Annotated in this window: 14 protein-coding genes, 1 tRNA gene and 1 pseudogene; 5 read left to right on the top strand and 11 right to left on the bottom strand. The window is 44.8% G+C overall.

Going from position 1 to position 19,196, the window contains the following annotated elements; genetic code table 11:
* Positions 1-31 precede the first annotated feature (31 nt).
* The 10 genes and pseudogenes from QUF14_RS18205 to actS form a co-directional block, all read right to left on the bottom strand.
* Positions 32-2,092 (bottom strand): EscV/YscV/HrcV family type III secretion system export apparatus protein, encoded by a 2,061-nt coding sequence (locus QUF14_RS18205; RefSeq protein ID WP_000482500.1) that lies wholly within the window; start codon positions 2,090-2,092, stop codon positions 32-34.
* Positions 2,085-3,230 carry a YopN/LcrE/InvE/MxiC type III secretion system gatekeeper gene (locus tag QUF14_RS18210; protein ID WP_000974421.1) on the bottom strand — a complete coding sequence of 382 codons (1,146 nt, stop codon included), beginning with the start codon at positions 3,228-3,230 and terminating at the stop codon, positions 2,085-2,087. The genes QUF14_RS18205 and QUF14_RS18210 overlap by 8 nt, the downstream gene beginning before the upstream one ends.
* A gap of 4 nt (positions 3,231-3,234) precedes the next feature.
* Positions 3,235-4,938, bottom strand: a complete 1,704-nt coding sequence (gene sctC / locus QUF14_RS18215; protein ID WP_100733552.1) for a type III secretion system outer membrane ring subunit SctC — start codon at positions 4,936-4,938, stop codon at positions 3,235-3,237.
* On the bottom strand, positions 4,935-5,684 hold the full coding sequence (eivF, locus tag QUF14_RS18220) for a type III secretion system transcriptional regulator EivF (RefSeq protein ID WP_000568778.1): 750 nt from the start codon (positions 5,682-5,684) through the stop codon (positions 4,935-4,937). Before eivF ends, sctC begins: the two co-directional genes overlap by 4 nt.
* A gap of 345 nt (positions 5,685-6,029) precedes the next feature.
* On the bottom strand, positions 6,030-6,209 hold the full coding sequence (locus tag QUF14_RS18225; protein WP_001301699.1) for a GhoT/OrtT family toxin: 180 nt from the start codon (positions 6,207-6,209) through the stop codon (positions 6,030-6,032).
* A 66-nt stretch (positions 6,210-6,275) separates the two neighbouring features.
* Positions 6,276-7,094 (bottom strand): annotated as a pseudogene (locus QUF14_RS18230) (hypothetical protein); the annotation flags it as partial.
* Positions 7,094-8,322 (bottom strand): IS3-like element IS2 family transposase gene (locus QUF14_RS18235; protein ID WP_097494069.1). Its coding sequence is split into 2 segments (ribosomal slippage): positions 7,094-8,007 and positions 8,007-8,322, totalling 1,230 coding nucleotides; the frame shifts between segments, so codons are not numbered across the junction. The pseudogene QUF14_RS18230 and the gene QUF14_RS18235, both read right to left, overlap by 1 nt.
* Before the next feature lie 75 nt (positions 8,323-8,397).
* Positions 8,398-9,222 carry a protein YgeQ gene (gene ygeQ / locus QUF14_RS18240; protein ID WP_283936781.1) on the bottom strand — a complete coding sequence of 275 codons (825 nt, stop codon included), beginning with the start codon at positions 9,220-9,222 and terminating at the stop codon, positions 8,398-8,400.
* A 232-nt stretch (positions 9,223-9,454) separates the two neighbouring features.
* A tRNA-Gly gene (locus QUF14_RS18245) sits at positions 9,455-9,528 on the bottom strand.
* 78 nt (positions 9,529-9,606) lie between these two features.
* Positions 9,607-10,362: an amidase activator ActS gene (gene actS / locus QUF14_RS18250; protein ID WP_024212225.1), complete on the bottom strand. Its 756-nt coding sequence runs from the start codon at positions 10,360-10,362 to the stop codon at positions 9,607-9,609.
* 415 nt (positions 10,363-10,777) lie between these two features.
* On the opposite strand from actS, the gene xdhA reads away from it, so the two are divergent.
* The 3 genes from xdhA to xdhC are packed head-to-tail and all read left to right on the top strand — an operon-like array spanning position 10,778 to position 14,440.
* Positions 10,778-13,075 carry a xanthine dehydrogenase molybdenum-binding subunit XdhA gene (gene xdhA / locus QUF14_RS18255; protein WP_000388126.1) on the top strand — a complete coding sequence of 766 codons (2,298 nt, stop codon included), beginning with the start codon at positions 10,778-10,780 and terminating at the stop codon, positions 13,073-13,075.
* Between the two features lie 10 nt (positions 13,076-13,085).
* Positions 13,086-13,964 (top strand): xanthine dehydrogenase FAD-binding subunit XdhB, encoded by an 879-nt coding sequence (gene xdhB, locus QUF14_RS18260; protein ID WP_000459158.1) that lies wholly within the window; start codon positions 13,086-13,088, stop codon positions 13,962-13,964.
* The gene (xdhC, locus tag QUF14_RS18265; protein ID WP_001016587.1) at positions 13,961-14,440 is read left to right on the top strand and encodes a xanthine dehydrogenase iron sulfur-binding subunit XdhC; all 480 of its coding nucleotides are present in this window, start codon (positions 13,961-13,963) and stop codon (positions 14,438-14,440) included. Before xdhB ends, xdhC begins: the two co-directional genes overlap by 4 nt.
* 39 nt (positions 14,441-14,479) lie before the next feature.
* Here the strand turns inward: xdhC and QUF14_RS18270 are convergent, their stop codons facing one another.
* Positions 14,480-16,258, bottom strand: a complete 1,779-nt coding sequence (locus QUF14_RS18270; protein ID WP_000417775.1) for a sigma-54 interaction domain-containing protein — start codon at positions 16,256-16,258, stop codon at positions 14,480-14,482.
* Positions 16,259-16,736: 478 nt separating this feature from the next.
* Here QUF14_RS18270 and ygeW point away from each other — a divergent pair, with 478 nt between their 5' ends.
* Both ygeW and dpaL read left to right on the top strand, forming a co-directional pair.
* Entirely contained in the window at positions 16,737-17,924 is a 1,188-nt protein-coding gene (gene ygeW / locus QUF14_RS18275; RefSeq protein WP_001360948.1) for a knotted carbamoyltransferase YgeW, read from the top strand.
* Positions 17,925-17,982: 58 nt separating this feature from the next.
* Positions 17,983-19,179, top strand: a complete 1,197-nt coding sequence (dpaL, locus tag QUF14_RS18280; RefSeq protein WP_000110494.1) for a diaminopropionate ammonia-lyase — start codon at positions 17,983-17,985, stop codon at positions 19,177-19,179.
* Positions 19,180-19,196: the final 17 nt, after the last annotated feature.

Below are 19,196 nucleotides of genomic sequence, written 5' to 3' on the forward strand. Positions count from 1 at the left end.
ACCAGCATGCTCCATATCGCAAGACATTATCCTAAATAGTTTTCAGAATATTAACGGGAACATTTTCCGTTAGTTCCCCGTACGAAAGTACTTCGAGGTCTCGATAACTAGATTCAATAAGTTTTTTGATAAAACGACGAATATCCACAGATCCCAGTAAAATAATGTCTTTAATAGGAATATTGATTCCAGAAAGTGCCAGTTTAAAATTATCCAGAATCATCTCAGCTTCGGATGCATCGAGATTAAGAAAAGTACCGCCAGCGGTAGGCCTGACACCATCTCTAATTCTGTCCTCTATTTCAGGCGAAATCACAATTGCTTTAATTTCTCCAGAATATGAAAACTTATGGCAAATGTAGCGACCTAATGCACCTCGTACATGCTCAACGAGTGTAATTATATCTTTCTCTCGTGGGCTCCATAATGCTAAAGCCTCCATAACTAAACGCATATTGCGCACTGAAATTCGCTCCTGGATCAGACGCTGAATTACCTCTGAAATGCGCTGCACGGTTATATATCTTAATATTTCTTTTAATAGATCAGGATACTTCATCTCTAATTGATCAAGAATATATTTGGTTTCTTGTATACCAAAATACTCATTAATATTATGAGCCAGACATACAGATAAATGATTGTACATTTCATCCATGGCCGTGCGAGTATAACAGCCAATTTTTGTTAATTTTTGGGCATCACTTTTTGTAACCCAATAATATTGTTCACCATTACTATTTACGATGACAGGTTTCTTGATCAAAGTCGAAACCACTTCATCTGAATATTCAACCAACAAGACAAGATCATGATAAATTTTAAATTGCGAGGCTCTGACTTCATTTAGCATTAATATGACATCTTCATCATTAAGGCCTTCTCCCTCGCGAATGACAATACCGGGAATACGGATACCATACTCAATAAAAAACTGACTACGAATCCTATCAGCAAGATTGATTTCAGTGTATTTTTTAGCCTGTGCACTATTCATAATCAAAACCAAGGGTACCGTTTCGGTAATAACCTGATCAAGTTTATTAATAATACCTAATGAAATATCATCATCCTGATTATAGGGTTCCAACCCAACGGTGATATCTCCCTCAACAACCGTTTCTTCAACCCCTTTCTTTTTGAATTTAAAGTAAAAATAAATTCCTAAGATTACTGCCAAACATAAAAACACAAGAAGGGGAAAACCTGGAAGCAACCCAATACTTAGCGCGAGGACACATGTCACAATAATGACAAAAGAATTACTTAATAACTGGGACATTATATTTTGCCCCATATTATCACTATCGCCATTCACGCGCGTTACGATAAACCCTGCGCTAATAGCAATTAATAAAGCTGGAATTTGAGAAACAAGACCATCACCGACGGTAAGAATTGTGTAGACGGTCAACGCTGTCGAGAAATCCATTCCATTTTGGCCTACTCCTACTGATAGCCCACCGATAATATTAACAAAGATAATAATGATGTTTGCAATAGCATCACCTTTGATAAATTTCATCGCACCATCAAAGGAACCATACAGCTGACTCTCTCGTTCTAATACGCTACGACGTTCTTTTGCTAAATCTGCATCAATGATCCCGGCGCGTAGATCGGCGTCAATACTCATTTGTTTACCTGGCATACCGTCAAGCGAAAAGCGGGCAGCAACTTCAGCCACACGTTCCGAACCTTTAGTAATCACGATAAACTGAACAATAGTAACAATGGAGAAAATAACAAAACCAACTACCAGGCTATCTCCAATAACGAATTCACCAAAACTCGTTATAATTTCTCCGGCGTCCGCCTCAAGAAGTATAAGTCGACTGGTACTGATCGCCAGCGCCAAACGAAATAACGTTGTGATGAGGAGAATTGATGGGAATGAAGAAAAACTTAAGATCCTATCAACATAGAATGATCCTAAAAACACAAGTATTGCCAATGTTAAGTTCAGCCCAATCAAAAAATCGATTAAGTAGGTGGGCAATGGAATTATGAGCATGGCGATAATCATCACCATTAATCCAAGAATTATTAATTCTGGATGACTCCTTAACCCTATCAAAACTTTGTTAAACATTGAACATTACCTTATTCCATGGTTTTTTATTTTGTTTTTTATTACTGTTTTGTGTATCTAAGAGCTCTACTGCAAATGTTAGTTTTATTGCCTGTTTACAACACTCCCTAATCTCTAATAATTGTTCATTATTAATAAAAAGTGAAAATGGAAGATTTGTACATCCGCTGTAAATCGCCTTCAGGAGTAACGTTTTGTCTTTATAATTAGCATCTGCGGGTAGGGTTACCAGTGCATTTTTCAGGAGTTCCTCTGCAGTCTCAGGAAATTTTATTAACGATATCAGAAAAAATATCCAGTAATCTTCTGCGCTAATAAATTTTTTAATTATTGGGTTATTCATTAAAGTTTTCAGAAATAAAGCCTCTGCCGACTGAAGAGACAATAGTTGTGACAACTTATTGAGAAACATACCAAATTCCAATGATGAACAACTCGCATCAAGTGCATTTATATCTGAGAAAAGCGTCTCTTTGATAAATTTTGTCACTAGCATTCTATTTTGATAGCCATAACTACCAATCCATTCTACATAAGTATCTACAGCATCGTCTTCTGCCATTAAAAATTGTCGATAACTTGCCCTTAGTAATTTTGGATTTAATGACAACGCCTGGCCAAATAACTTTGCTTTTAATGCCGAGTTAATGCCACTATTAATGAATTTTTTAGTAGTCTCTTGATTAACTTTTCTAAGTAATGCTTCAGCGTTTAGCCGCACATTTTCAGATATTTGTTTTTTACGTAAAATTGCACGTAATACAACCACCAGATCGCTTTCATCTGGAAATAATTTTTTAGCAAAGCTATACACTTCATAGTCATGGGTAGTTGCTGCCTTAAGCGCCTCCATGACTTTATCGGTTTTTTCTATTGGCTGATCTTCCAGGACATATTCTTCTCCGTCCAGAAAGTTGGCCAGTTGTTCTTCGTAGATTTTTTTCTTCATAAACTGCGTTAACGCTGCTGACATCTCGTCAGTAGCTTGTAAGAATCGAGCTTCTTTACCGGCGGGATCATCTCCCATTTTAGGCATTTCAGCTTCAATATCTTCATTATCTTCTGTGATAATGTCCTCTAAGCGAGAAACTTCTCTGGCTCTTTCTAATACACCGACATGCTCTACATGAATCGCCATTTCACTATCCTCCGACGACTTCACGATTCAAGTAAGTTTTTATCCATTTCTGCAGTAATTCATCGTTGATTTCTTTATTTTTTGCCATTTGCTGTGTTATTGCTCTGGCGTCAACCGCAGCCTCATTCGCATTATTCATCATGCGCTCATCGATCTCTCTTGGCTCAATAAGAAAGACACGAACGATGTTATTCGCATTTGTTCCTTCATATCCAAATAATTTACCAATAAATGGAATACTGCCTAATATTGGGATCTTGCGACTTTCATAGGTATTCGTATCTCGTGTATATCCACCAATCAAAAGACTTTTCCCTTGAGGCACGCGCGCAATAGTACTTATAAGCGTTCTACCAACCTGAGGCAGGTCATCAACATTGGTCTTGTCGGAATTGATTTCATTGCCATCTTCAATATTCAAGAGTAATTCAATTTGATTTCGCGAAGCAAATCGTGGTAGCACGCTAATCATCGTACCATAGGTTACTTCATCCAACTCCGCAGTACGCTCGCCGACTAATTTAGTATAGAAAGTACGGTTATTATCAAATATAGCAGGAATATTCTCCTGTGTTAAAACGACAGGACGAGCAACAACGGCGGCTCTTCTTTTTTGCGCAAGTGCCTGTATTGTTGCAATAAACTGTGTCCCATCCAGGGTACTAATTGAACCTGAATTATTAAATGATGCACTTAGGCTGGATCCAATTTTTATCGTGCCCGACCAGTCAGCTCCTAACTGTTCTAGATCAGTCTTATCAATATCTATTATCCATAAAGATAATTCAATATGTCGCTTTGGAATATCGAGCGTAGCTACTAACTTCTCGATAAAATCAACCTGAGATACTGTTCCTTTAACAAGTAAACTGTTGGTATCTGGATATGCAATAATTTGTATATCGTCAGTCTCTGGCGCTCCAGCTGTCGATATTATTTTCTCTACTTGTTGGTCATCATCTTCTTCAGCACCAGGAAAAGGAGGCATACGTGATACGTTTTTTAGTTGTTGACGACTTGAAATTTCAGAAAGTACGTTAACCCCAGTGCTTTGCTTAATGTTATTATTTAACAACGTCGATAGTACTTTTGCCATGCCAGGAATAACTATCTTTTCGCCACGTAATTCATAAGTCCGGTCATTAACGAATGTGTTGACCAGGTGAATAATACCTACTTTATTGCGTCCGATCTCAATGCCATCACTGTTTTGCTCCATTAATTTTGCAGCATTAACGACCAGGTCAACATAAACCGGTGGCCCCGATACATAGAAAGTACCATTGCCGCCCCCTTTAATTTCATAACGAGAGTTATACAGACCCGATTTTTTTAAAAAATTATTAAACTCATTCGTCGATACCTTTCTCAGGTTAATCAGCGCATTACGCATCTCTGATGAGTCATAGATATAAATAGCTTTGCCATCATCGTACCAAATAAGTCCCATCTGCGCCGACAGGCGTTCAATCAAGGCATAGGGTTCGGTTAAATCAAAATTTCCGCTGATCTGTTTCTTCATGGCAAGCTTACTTACTATTGTAGGCTTACCCGCATATGATGAAACCGTTTCAAAAAAACTACGTAGATTTTCTTTATTTGCTACGTATCCATTCGCTGCTGCGGCATATGCACCAGGAGTCAATAATCCATTAAAAATGCATAAGGCTGAAATTAATATAATAGTAATACGTAATTTTATTTTCATAACTTTTTACATAGTTCTCTCGGTGTTTTTCCTAACCGGCTTTTTACTTCGGCTGAAAAGTGTGATGAGGATGAGTAGCCATATTTATGCGCAATAGTTGTCATATCACTGTTTCCTTCAATGATTTCCAACACGGCTCTGGCAACTCTCCAGCCACATAATTCCGTTTTAACTTTACCACCCAATGCATAACTACATAAACGGCGAAAATGTGAATACGATACGCCGTAAAGCTCACCAAGATCATAGAGTGAAGTCTGTATGAGCGATTGCGATAATAAATAGCGAACCAGTTTATAGCATTCTGTTTTTCTTAGATGCTGAAACAGAATTTCATTAATATTATCGCTGCTCAGATAAGTGGCTAAAAACCAGGCTTCACTTGCAACTTTACTGAATAGCACAACTTCTGATGCAAAGGGCAAGGCATCAGCAAACAAGTCATGGTGTTCCCTTTCCACACTCCCCGTTGATTCATCTATAAAAGCTAATAATTTACTCAGGATATCAATGCGAAGTGGATGATAAATTACTTTCCCTGCAGTTACCTCAATTTGGCTTCGGTCAATGAGCAGTAATATGTCTTCCACTACCATTAATTTTTGATGGTTATTACCAATCGTAATAACAAGGGTTACATCCTTGTTTTCATTTCCCCGTAAGAACCACATTTCAGGGTCCAGTAGGGTTAACTTCTGTCCTTGAAGCAAAACATTCATTGGAAGTAACAGCCCTTCTTCAATCATGTTTCATCTCCTTATTCCATATTCTCATTCTCCATAAACTTGCAATAAAAACATGATTAAAAAGTGATGATTCCTATTTATAAAATAATGATTTTGTTATGAGCGAATAGCTATCAGCCACTTACAGTAGTAAGTCATCCTGTCCATATACAGAATTGCAACTGTTGATATGTTTTACTTAAACATACCCCGTATTTCTTATAACACTTGTTTGGTGACTATTTTCAATACAAATCATATTTGTTAGTTCTTCATTAACGCACTGCGAGTGTTTTGTTACTCCCCGCATATATTTTATTCTCCTGTTCGATTCTATTTTTCTTAATCGATCATATAATTTTCTTGTTAGTCGGATTTACGAATCATGAGACTTATAATGGAAGGAATGAGACTAAGCGGCCAGGTTAAACCTGTAATTATTGCAGCAAACAACCGATATGTTACTTTTTCTTCCGAGAAGATAAATATTAAAGTCGATGTCACAACCAGACCTATCAGGTAAGCTAACAGTAATTTATTGATCACTTTTACCTCCCCTTTCGATTTCTCTTTGAGCGGTCCTTTTAATCCAGGACCGCCTCATTATGAAAACTATTTAATTCCCTCATCATTGATAAGGTTGGACATTTCTTTCAACATAAGAGTCATTGAGGCTTTCGACCAGTTTAGCGGAATGATAGGGCTTGGCGCTTCATGCAAAGTTCCTGACTTGTGGATATAGTTATAGCTTTCGGGAAGTGCCATTTCAGGTACGCTCCTGCCATTTGCACCAATCATATTCTCGCCTGTTATTTGGGCCAATGATCTATTCATAAATTGCACTGAGTCATTCAAATATTCTTCTTTTCTTGATTCTTTATAAACAATTGCTGCTGATTTTGCATACCATGAGTCAAAAAACCATTCTGCTTCTGTTGATGGAATGAAGCTCTTTTCTCTTTTCGCATGTGAATTTTCATCAGTATCAGTTTTAATATCATTGAACCAAAAATTTGCCGACTGATAATTATCCTTCTCGTATCTTTTTATACCATACGGACCTGCTAGTTTTTTAACTATTTTTAAAACTTGCTCTTTTCTTCTGGTATTTATCTTTGAAAGATTTGCAGGATAAATAACATTAAGTAAGGCCGCATCAGCTTCTCTGTAATGTTTATCTTTTTCCAGATAACCAGGAGATTCTCCCCCTAAATCAAGCTGTAGCGTTATTCTTTCATAACCTTTATCTATGAGGTGGTTCAACCTCGTTGTTGAAAGTGGTTCATCCAGTTCATTGGCTTTAGCTTCGCGTAGTAAATCAGAGATAAAAACAGAGTCTTTCTTCGAGAGTAGGTTTGACAAACGTTCCAGTCCAGAGGTCACCAGTGCAACGGAAGATGTGTTTAATCGGGCATCTTCTGGATTTGCCCCTATATTTCCAGACATCTGTTATCACTTAACCCATTACAAGCCTGCTGCCGCAGATATTCCCGTGGCGAGCGATAACCCAGCGCACTATGCGGATGCCATTCGTTATAATGCTCGAACGCCTCTGCAAGGTTCTTTGCTGCCGTTAACCCGTCTGGTTTGGGCATGATACTGATGTAGTCACGCTTTATCGTTTTCACGAAGCTCTCTGCTATTCCGTTACTCTCCGGACTCCGCACCGCCGTGTTCTTCGGTTCAAGTCCCAACATCCGGGCGAACTGGCGTGTTTCATTAGCCCGGTAGCATGAACCATTATCCGTCAGCCACTCCACTGGAGACGACGGAAGATCGTTGCCGAAGCGGCGTTCCACCGCTCCCAGCATGACGTCCTGTACTGTTTCACTGTTGAAGCCGCCGGTAGTGACCGCCCAGTGCAGTGCCTCACGATCACAGCAGTCCAGCGCGAACGTGACACGCAGTCTCTCTCCGTTATCACAGCAGAACTCGAACCCGTCAGAGCACCATCGCTGATTGCTTTCTTTCACGGCCACTCTGCCTGTATGTGCCCGTTTCGATGGCGGTACAGCAGGTTTTCGCTCAAGCAACAGCGCATTCTGGCGCATGATCCGGTAAACACGTTTGGCATTGATCGCAGGCATACCATCAAGTTCTGCCTGTCTGCGAAGCAGCGCCCATACCCGACGATAACCATACGTGGGCAGCTCTCCGATAACATGGTGTATACGGAGAAGCACATCCGTATCATCAGTGTGACGACTGCGGCGGCCATCCATCCAGTCATCGGTTCGTCTGAGAATGACGTGCAACTGCGCACGCGACACCCGGAGACAACGGCTGACTAAGCTTACTCCCCATCCCCGGGCAATAAGGGCGCGTGCGCTATCCACTTTTTTGCCCGTCCATATTCAACGGCTTCTTTGAGGAGTTCATTTTCCATCGTTTTCTTGCCGAGCAGGCGCTGGAGTTCTTTAATCTGCTTCATGGCGGCAGCAAGTTCAGAGGCAGGAACAACCTGTTCTCCGGCGGCGACAGCAGTAAGACTTCCTTCCTGGTATTGCTTACGCCAGAGAAATAACTGGCTGGCTGCTACACCATGTTGCCGGGCAACGAGGGAGACCGTCATCCCCGGTTCAAAGCTCTGCTGAACAATTGCGATCTTTTCCTGTGTGGTACGCCGTCTGCGTTTCTCCGGCCCTAAGACATCAATCATCTGTTCTCCAATGACTAGTCTAAAAACTAGTATTAAGACTATCACTTATTTAAGTGATACTGGTTGTCTGGAGATTCAGGGGGCCAGTCTATCTTCCTCCCACGCTCCGGAATCTTCCATAACATAGAAATTGGCTTTATCCAGATAAGCAATCAGCAGCGCAACCGATTTTAATCGGTCACCTTTTTGCCAATCTTCAGCGTTAATAGTACCAGTATTGATTGCTTGTATAAGGAGATCAAGATAAAGACCTAACGCATCATTTTGTTTATGGTTCCACAGCTGCGGCTTGCCTTCTTCCTGCACATCTGCCATCACGGGGGAGTTGCTGTCAAATCGGATATGCACAGCATTCATTTGCCCAGGAATACCATCCAGTCGTTTTGGGTTGCTAATGACATCCTGCATCCGCTTAATCTGGTCGGGCGTAGACATATAATCCCACAGAGTGAGCAGAACCTTTTTTGCGGCTACACTATTTCCCTGATCTGATACTAATGCCATATAGCCCCATAAACTATCCCTCAACCAGACAGCATCATAGTGGGTTTCTGCCGCTGTTTTGTCATCTTCGAAAGTAGAAGCAAGAATAAATGTTCCCCAGGGTTTCTCCGTCAACGTTAACTTTCGTGTATTTTCTGTTAATGTTAACAATCCTTGAATTTCGTCTTTGGTATAGTGGCTCTTTATTTCATTTTTTAATTTGGCTGAGTGAATCAGAAGACGATAATTAGGATACTTATCTGGATTTAACGATAAATAACTTTTATCAGTTGCTGCCCCTGTGGAATTAAGAATGTTAAATACAGATTCACTCGTCACTTCTGCCCCTGTCGCCTGGCATGTGCCGCATGAAAATATACCAGCGAGCAGAAGAGTTAATGTAGATTTCCCTTTCATAAAAGATTCCATCAATCGTTTGTTAAAAGCGTAGATAACCACTTATTTAACAACTTGAAAATAAGGTATTTTACCTGGGTTGTTACAAATGGATTGCATTGCGTAAACGCTTTTATTTACAAAAAAATGGGGAAGTATTACGGCGATTGCGAAAAGTCTGAAGCGATTGAATTAAGATAATATAGAAAATCAGATACAACAAAAATGGCAGGTTGATGAGGTGAAGATAAATTGGAGCGGGCGAAGGGAATCGAACCCTCGTATAGAGCTTGGGAAGCTCTCGTTCTACCATTGAACTACGCCCGCTTCGAGATGCGTAAGGCATTATAAACCTTACGCTCTTCTTAGCAAGTGCCGCGCTGCTGACTGCTGATTAATTCGCCATCAGCATTTTGGCTTGCTGCCCTGAGGCGGCAAGTAACGCAGCGGATCAATTGCCGTAGCACGGTAACGAATCTGGAAATGCAAGCGAACAGATGCCGCATCAGTGCTCCCCATAGTGGCGATTTTTTGCCCAGCCTTCACGCTTTGCCCATTATTTACCAGCATCGTGTCATTATGGGCGTAAGCCGTAATGTAATCTTCACTGTGTTTAATCATGATGAGATTACCGTAGCCACGCAGCTGGTTGCCCACATACACCACCTTTCCTGCACCCGCGGCGTAAATAGGTGTACCCCGTGGAGCAGAGATATCAATCCCTTTATTGCCGCCATCAGCTGTCGAATACGGCATGATAACTTTCCCTGTCGTTGGCCATAACCAACAACGTTGCCCTACTGGCGGCCAGGAAGATTTCGGTACCGCTGATGACGGTGTAACCGATGCGGTTTTGGTCGTTGATTTGGCGGTTGCTTTATGTGTACTACTGCTATTTTTCGCCCCACCCAGTTTTAGTTTCTGACCAACTTCAATGGTGTAAGGGGGTGAAATGCCGTTCAGTCGCGCAAGTTCTTTTACGCTGGTTCCCGTGGTGCGCGAAATACGATATAGCGTATCCCCCCGTTTCACGGTGTAAACGGAGCCGGAATACGTTCCTGTATCGGATGATTTGCTACCCGAACAGCCCGCCAAAAGCAGTCCAACCGATAACAACATCACGATACCCAGAGATTTTTTATTCAGGCGTCCCGCACTCAAAATCTTTCCTCGCTTAAAAAACAAGACGCCATATCATAGCAGCCAGCCACTTGATACCCAATCTCTTGCTTCTGGAAAAACGAGGTAATTGAGAAAGAGATTAATTTCATTTGGCAAAGGGAAGTATCATAAGCAAAATATTCGCTGTAGAGGTATCGAAGTTCCTGACTCTTTTACCCTATTTCCCATCCTGATGCGTAATAATCCTAATTTATCACATTGATTTTATCGCCACTCATATTGATACGTATCACTGTCCCTATTTAAAGTCCTGTTTCGTATCGTATCTGTATTTTTTTAACGTCATCACACTTCCTTCCTCCCCTAACGTTTATCGTCGTTTCTGGCGTAAATCTTGCCTGCTTAGACTAAATCTTTGCCATAAGAACCAAATGTTCAAATCGAGGGGATTTCTATGGAAGCGCGGGAAGCAACCGCTACGGGTGAATCATGCATGCGCGTCGATGCCATTGCTAAGGTCACTGGGCGGGCACGATATACTGACGATTATGTTATGGCGGGCATGTGTTACGCGAAATATGTACGTAGCCCTATCGCACATGGTTATGCCGTAAGTATTAATGATGAACAAGCCAGAAGTTTACCAGGCGTACTGGCAATTTTTACCTGGGAAGATGTGCCTGATATCCCATTCGCTACAGCGGGGCATGCCTGGACACTTGACGAAAATAAGCGCGATACCGCTGATCGCGCACTACTAACTCGCCATGTTCGTCATCATGGTGACGCCGTTGCCATCGTCGTTGCCCGCGATGAACTTACTGCAGAAAAAGCGGCGCAATTGGTCAGCATTGAGTGGCAAGAATTACCTGTTATCACCACACCAGAAGCGGCGTTGGCAGAAGATGCAGCACCAATCCATAACGGCGGTAATTTACTTAAACAAAGCACGATGTCGACGGGCAATGTCCAACAAACAATTGATGCCGCCGATCACCAGGTCCAGGGGCACTATCAGACGCCGGTCATTCAACATTGTCATATGGAAAGCGTGACCTCTCTGGCATGGATGGAAGATGATTCACGAATTACCATCGTTTCCAGCACCCAGATCCCGCACATTGTTCGCCGCGTGGTTGGTCAGGCGCTGGGTATTCCCTGGTCATGCGTACGAGTCATCAAACCGTTTGTCGGTGGCGGTTTTGGTAATAAACAGGATGTGCTGGAAGAGCCCATGGCGGCTTTTCTGACCAGCAAGCTCGGCGGCATTCCGGTGAAAGTTTCCCTTAGCCGTGAAGAGTGTTTCCTCGCAACCCGTACCCGCCACGCTTTTACTATTGACGGGCAAATGGGCGTAAACCGAGACGGAACGTTGAAAGGCTATAGTCTGGATGTTCTGTCTAACACAGGCGCTTATGCATCTCACGGGCACTCCATCGCTTCTGCGGGCGGGAATAAAGTCGCTTACCTTTATCCTCGTTGTGCCTACGCTTACAGTTCAAAGACCTTTTATACCAACCTCCCCTCGGCTGGAGCGATGCGCGGTTATGGCGCGCCACAAGTCGTATTTGCCGTTGAGTCAATGCTTGATGACGCCGCGACAGCGTTAAATATTGATCCTATTGAAATTCGTTTACGCAACGCCGCCCGCGAAGGAGATGCTAATCCGCTCACGGGCAAACGTATTTACAGCGCAGGGTTACCGGAGTGTCTTGAAAAAGGCCGGAAAATCTTTGAATGGGAAAAACGCCGTGCAGAATGCCAGAACCAGCAAGGCAATTTACGCCGCGGCGTTGGCGTCGCCTGTTTTAGCTACACCTCTAACACCTGGCCTGTCGGCGTAGAAATAGCCGGCGCGCGCCTTCTGATGAATCAGGATGGAACCATCAATGTGCAAAGCGGCGCGACGGAAATCGGCCAGGGTGCCGACACCGTGTTCTCGCAAATGGTGGCAGAAACCGTAGGGGTTCCGGTCAGCGACGTTCGCGTTATTTCAACACAAGATACCGACGTTACGCCGTTCGATCCCGGCGCATTTGCTTCACGCCAGAGCTATGTTGCCGCGCCTGCGTTGCGCAGTGCGGCACTGTTATTAAAAGAGAAAATCATCGCTCACGCCGCTGTCATGCTACATCAGTCAGCAATGAATCTGACCCTAATAAAAGGCCATATCGTGCTGGTTGAACGACCGGAGGAATCGTTATTGTCGTTAAAAGATCTGGCGATGGACGCCTTCTACCACCCTGAACGCGGCGGGCAGCTCTCTGCCGAAAGCTCCATCAAAACCACCACTAACCCACCAGCATTTGGCTGTACCTTTGTTGATCTGACGGTCGATATTGCGCTGTGCAAAGTCACCATCAACCGCATCCTCAACGTTCATGATTCGGGTCATATTCTTAATCCGTTGCTGGCAGAAGGTCAGGTACACGGCGGAATGGGGATGGGCATTGGCTGGGCGCTATTTGAAGAGATGATCATCGATGCGAAAAGCGGCGTGGTACGTAACCCCAATCTGCTGGATTACAAAATGCCGACCATGCCAGATATGCCACAACTGGAAAGCGCGTTCGTGGAAATCAATGAGCCGCAATCCGCATACGGACATAAGTCACTGGGTGAGCCACCCATAATTCCTGTTGCCGCTGCTATTCGTAACGCGGTGAAGATGGCTACCGGTGTTGCAATCAATACACTGCCGCTGACGCCAAAACGGTTATATGAAGAGTTCCATCTGGCAGGATTGATTTGAGGATAACATCATGTTTGATTTTGCTTCTTACCATCGCGCAGCATCCATTGCCGATGCAATAAACCTGCTGGCTGACAACCCACAGGCCAAACTGCTCGCCGGTGGCACTGACGTACTGATTCAGCTCCACCATCACAATGACCGTTATCGCCATATTGTTGATATCCACAATCTGACGGAGCTTCGTGGAATTACGCTAGCGGAAGATGACTCGCTACGCATCGGCTCAGCAACGACATTTACCCAGCTCATTGAAGATCCTATAACTCAACGTCATCTCCCGGCGTTATGTGCTGCGGCATCATCCATTGCCGGGCCGCAGATCCGTAACGTCGCTACCTACGGAGGAAATATTTGCAACGGAGCCACCAGCGCGGATTCTGCCACGCCAACGCTAATTTATGATGCGAAGCTGGAGATCCACTCCCCGCGCGGTGTTCGTTTCGTCCCGATTAATGGCTTCCACACCGGACCGGGCAAAGTGTCCCTTGAGCATGACGAAATCCTTGTCGCCTTTCATTTTCCGCCCCAGCCGAAAGAACACGCAGGCAGCGCCCATTTTAAATATGCCATGCGCGATGCGATGGATATTTCAACGATTGGCTGTGCCGCACATTGCCGACTGGATAACGGCAATTTCAGCGAATTACGCCTGGCATTTGGCGTTGCCGCGCCAACGCCGATTCGCTGCCAACATGCCGAACAAACTGCACAAAATGCGCCATTAAACCTGCAAACGCTGGAAGCCATCAGCGAATCAGTCCTGCAGGATGTCGCCCCGCGTTCTTCATGGCGGGCCAGCAAAGAGTTTCGTCTGCATCTCATCCAGACGATGACCAAAAAAGTGATTAGCGAAGCCGTCGCCGCGGCGGGGGGAAAATTGCAATGAATCACAGCGAAACAATTACCATCGAATGCACCATTAACGGGATACCTTTTCAGCTTCACGCCGCGCCAGGCACGCCGCTCTCGGAATTACTCCGCGAACAAGGACTGCTAAGCGTCAAGCAAGGTTGCTGCGTGGGTGAATGTGGTGCCTGTACGGTGCTGGTCGACGGTACTGCGATAGACAGTTGCTTATACCTTGCCGCCTGGGCTGAAGGCAAAGAAATCCGCACGCTGGAAGGTGAAGCGAAAGGCGGAAAACTTTCTCATGTCCAGCAAGCTTATGCGAAATCCGGCGCGGTGCAGTGCGGGTTTTGTACGCCTGGCCTGATTATGGCTACCACGGCAATGCTGGCGAAACCACGCGAGAAGCCATTAACTATTACGGAGATTCGTCGCGGCCTGGCGGGAAATCTTTGTCGCTGCACGGGGTATCAGATGATTGTAAATACAGTTCTGGATTGCGAGAAAACGAAGTAAAAGGATATCCGGCCTGAACTCAGGCCGGATTTACTGAGGTTATGCGTTTAACAACTCATATTTCTTTATCTTGCGATAGAGCGTAGCAATGCCGATACCCAGTTCATCAGCAACTTGCTTCTTGCTGTTATGACGTGAAAGCGCCTCGCGGATCATTTGCTTTTCCATCTCCTCCAGCGCCGTGCCGCCCGCATCATCGAGTGCCAAGTGCGCCTCGCTGACCTCTGTTACATCACTTTGCTCCGTTGTGCCATTATTCAGCAAATTTGGCGGCAATAGCGTGCTGTCGATAACTTCACCTGAAGGAACAACGTTAACCAGATATTCCATTAAATTGCTTAACTCGCGCAGGTTTCCGGGCCAACGATGCTTACGCAATATCTCGACGACATCGGGAGCAATACCCGGATAAACCGATCCCAGACGACGGGTATGCAGATGTAAAAAGTAATGTACCAGCAGTTCAATATCTTCCTGACGTTCACGCAGCGGTGGAAGAGTGATCGGGATAACATTAAGTCGGTAGAAGAGATCTTCGCGGAATTTACCTTCGGCAATGAACTGGGCCAAATTCTGGTTAGTTGCAGAAATGATGCGGATGTCGACCTGAATTGGGCTACTGGCACCAATCGGCAGTATTTCACGCGCCTCAATAGCGCGCAGTAATTTAGCCTGCAACATTAATGGCATATCACCAATTTCATCGAGAAACAGCGTGCCCGTATTCGCCGCCTGAATCAACCCTGTTTTACCGTTGGCTGAAGCGCCAGTAAATGCGCCTTTAACATAACCGAATAGTTCGCTCTCCAGAAGTTGTTCAGGAATCGCGGCACAGTTGATAGCAATAAAGGGTTTATTTCGTCTTCCACTCAACTTATGGATTGCACGCGCGACGACTTCTTTACCCGTGCCGCTTTCACCAACCACCATAACGCTGGATGGGCTGGGCGCAATACGGCTAATGAGTCGTTTTAATTGCCGCATAACACGGCACTCGCCAACCAATTGTTCAATATGCGGTTCATCAGGTGCATTTGCTACAGAAAAACTGGTATGCGATTGGTGAAACGCCATTAAAAATAATTGTCTGCCCTGAATGTTATGCAATTGACCAATGATTAATTCACTTTTATCGTCCCACGAAACAATATGCTGCATATGTCCATGGGTAAAATTACTCTCAAATGTTAATGGTCTGAAACGGATAGGTTTCCCAATAATATTATTTTGCACAACACCGAGTGTTTTTAAGGCAGTCTGATTAACAAACTGAACCCGATTTTCGTCATCAACAACTAAAACGCCCTGATCCATATTATCGATCATGGTCGCGAATATTTTACTGATGTTATCTCCTGGCCCCTGATCCTCCAAAAGTTTCGAAACAAAAATGGTGGATATATGGCGAACGTAATCAGAAAACTCGCGTAAATTATCACTGATATGTTCTTGTTGCTCGTGGGTAACTGCAATCAAACTTATCACCCCAACACAACGATCCTGTAAAATGACAGGCGTACCCAGAAATGCTTTTTCGCGACAATTATCTTTATTATCGCAACCTTCGCAAAGGGGATCGAAGCGAGACTGTGTCACAACTTTTTCAGTTTTCGTTTCCAGGACGTGGCGGAGCAGGCGTGAGTTGCCGCTCAACTGGCGGCCAAGAAACTTCCCATACGCACCCGTTCCGGCGACGCGACACAAGTTTTCATCAACGATCTCAACCTCAAGCTGCAAAACGCTGGCAAGCATTCTGGCAAAACGCTGAATTGTCGGTTGAATTTGCATCAATACTGACTGCGTAGTAGCAAGCTCCATAGCTTTACCTTCCAGACTTACTTAAAAGTCGATCATTGAAGACGTTGATGGTTCACAGATCATCATGATATTAACTCAGGCGAAATTGGCTTTGATAAAAACATAAGGTTTTTATCACTTTCTAATGAAATTATGGAAGAGATATCACATTTCTATATCAATATGAGAATTACAGCGGTGAGTTTATCAAACTGACGAGGGATAGCCTGCCCCTTTATCTTATTTCTGATACTTAGCAGCAAATAAACAACGCAATAAAAAAATCCAAACGTTTTCGTATTTTACACACAACCGGAAGCTGGCATCAATTTGTGATCTACACCACACATTACCCGTCAAATTAGTCTTTTATAGCCGCGTGGATAATTCTGGCACACTTATTGTTAGTCCCTGGTATAGCTGTGAAAACACCAATCACTTTGGCAAGTCACAGTGAAATAAACCACTTTGCCTGTCATTCCACTACCGGGACTTTATGATGAAAACTGTTAATGAGCTGATTAAGGATATCAATTCGCTGACCTCTCACCTTCACGAGAAAGATTTTTTGTTAACGTGGGAACAGACGCCTGATGAACTGAAACAAGTACTGGACGTTGCCGCAGCATTAAAAGCACTGCGTGCTGAAAACATCTCAACCAAAGTCTTTAATAGTGGATTAGGTATTTCCGTATTCCGCGACAACTCCACCCGTACCCGCTTCTCTTATGCTTCCGCGCTTAACCTGCTCGGCCTTGCACAGCAAGATCTCGACGAAGGCAAATCACAAATCGCTCACGGCGAAACCGTACGTGAAACCGCCAATATGATCTCCTTCTGCGCCGACGCTATTGGTATTCGTGACGATATGTATCTGGGCGCAGGTAACGCCTATATGCGTGAAGTTGGCGCTGCGCTTGATGACGGCTACAAGCAGGGCGTGCTTCCACAGCGTCCGGCTTTAGTGAACCTGCAATGCGATATCGACCATCCGACTCAGTCAATGGCTGACCTGGCATGGTTGCGTGAACACTTTGGTTCGCTCGAAAACCTGAAAGGTAAAAAAATCGCCATGACCTGGGCATACTCCCCAAGCTACGGCAAACCGCTCTCTGTACCGCAAGGCATTATCGGCCTGATGACCCGCTTCGGTATGGATGTCACCCTGGCCCATCCGGAAGGCTACGATTTGATCCCAGATGTAGTTGAAGTAGCTAAAAATAATGCTAAAGCCTCTGGCGGTAGCTTCCGTCAGGTCACCAGCATGGAAGAAGCCTTCAAAGACGCAGACATCGTTTATCCGAAGTCATGGGCACCTTACAAAGTGATGGAAGAGCGTACTGAACTGCTGCGTGCGAACGATCACGAAGGCTTAAAAGCACTGGAAAAACAGTGTCTGGCACAGAACGCGCAACACAAAGACTGGCATTGCACTGAAGAGATGATGGAACTGACCCGTGATGGCGAAGCCCTGTACATGCACTGCCTGCCAGCAGATATCAGTGGCGTATCCTGCAAAGAAGGTGAAGTCACTGAAGGCGTATTCGAAAAATACCGTATCGCGACCTACAAAGAAGCCAGCTGGAAGCCATACATCATCGCAGCAATGATCCTTTCCCGTAAATATTCCAAACCAGGCGCACTGCTCGAACAACTGCTGAAAGAAGCGCAAGAACGCGTGAAATAACCCCCTCGGGCCGATCGACAGGTCGGCTCTCTATTTCCAGAGGCCAAAAGGATAGGATATGTCCGTTTTCTCATTGAAGATTGATATCGCCGATAACAAATTTTTCAACGGCGAAACATCACCGCTCTTTTCGCAAAGCCAGGCAAAACTGGCGCGCCAGTTCCACCAGAAAATTGCTGGCTATCGCCCAACACCACTTTGCGCGCTGGACGATCTCGCAAACCTTTTTGGGGTGAAAAAAATTCTCGTTAAGGACGAATCAAAACGATTCGGTCTGAACGCATTCAAAATGCTCGGCGGCGCATATGCCATCGCTCAGTTGTTGTGCGAAAAATATCATCTTGATATCGAAACACTGTCATTCGAGCATCTGAAAAATGCCATCGGCGAAAAAATGACATTTGCTACAACGACCGACGGCAACCACGGGCGCGGTGTTGCCTGGGCAGCACAGCAACTCGGTCAGAACGCGGTAATTTACATGCCGAAAGGTTCCGCTCAGGAACGCGTTGACGCCATTCTGAACCTCGGAGCCGAGTGCATCGTCACTGATATGAACTATGACGATACCGTTCGCCTGACCATGCAACACGCGCAGCAACACGGCTGGGAAGTGGTGCAAGATACCGCCTGGGAAGGCTACACCAAAATCCCAACCTGGATCATGCAGGGCTATGCCACTCTGGCAGATGAAGCCGTCGAGCAAATGCGTGAAATGGGCGTAACCCCAACTCACGTTCTGCTGCAAGCCGGTGTCGGCGCGATGGCCGGCGGCGTACTGGGTTATCTGGTCGACGTCTACAGCCCGCAAAATCTGCACAGCATTATTGTTGAACCTGACAAAGCTGACTGTATCTATCGTTCTGGTGTCAAAGGCGACATCGTCAACGTTGGCGGCGATATGGCCACTATCATGGCGGGCCTGGCTTGCGGCGAACCTAACCCACTGGGCTGGGAAATCCTACGTAACTGCGCCACCCAATTCATCTCCTGCCAGGACAGCGTTGCCGCATTAGGTATGCGCGTGCTGGGTAATCCGTACGGCAACGACCCGCGCATCATCTCCGGTGAATCCGGCGCTGTCGGTTTAGGCGTTCTCGCGGCGGTTCATTATCACCCGCAACGTCAAAGCCTGATGGAAAAACTGGCGCTGAACAAAGATGCAGTGGTGCTGGTTATCAGCACTGAAGGCGACACCGACGTGAAGCACTACCGCGAAGTTGTCTGGGAAGGCAAACACTCTGTAGCACCTTAATCACCCTATTGGAACTG

The organism is Escherichia sp. HH091_1A (genome assembly GCF_030295175.1).
GTDB lineage: Bacteria > Pseudomonadota > Gammaproteobacteria > Enterobacterales > Enterobacteriaceae > Escherichia > Escherichia coli_F.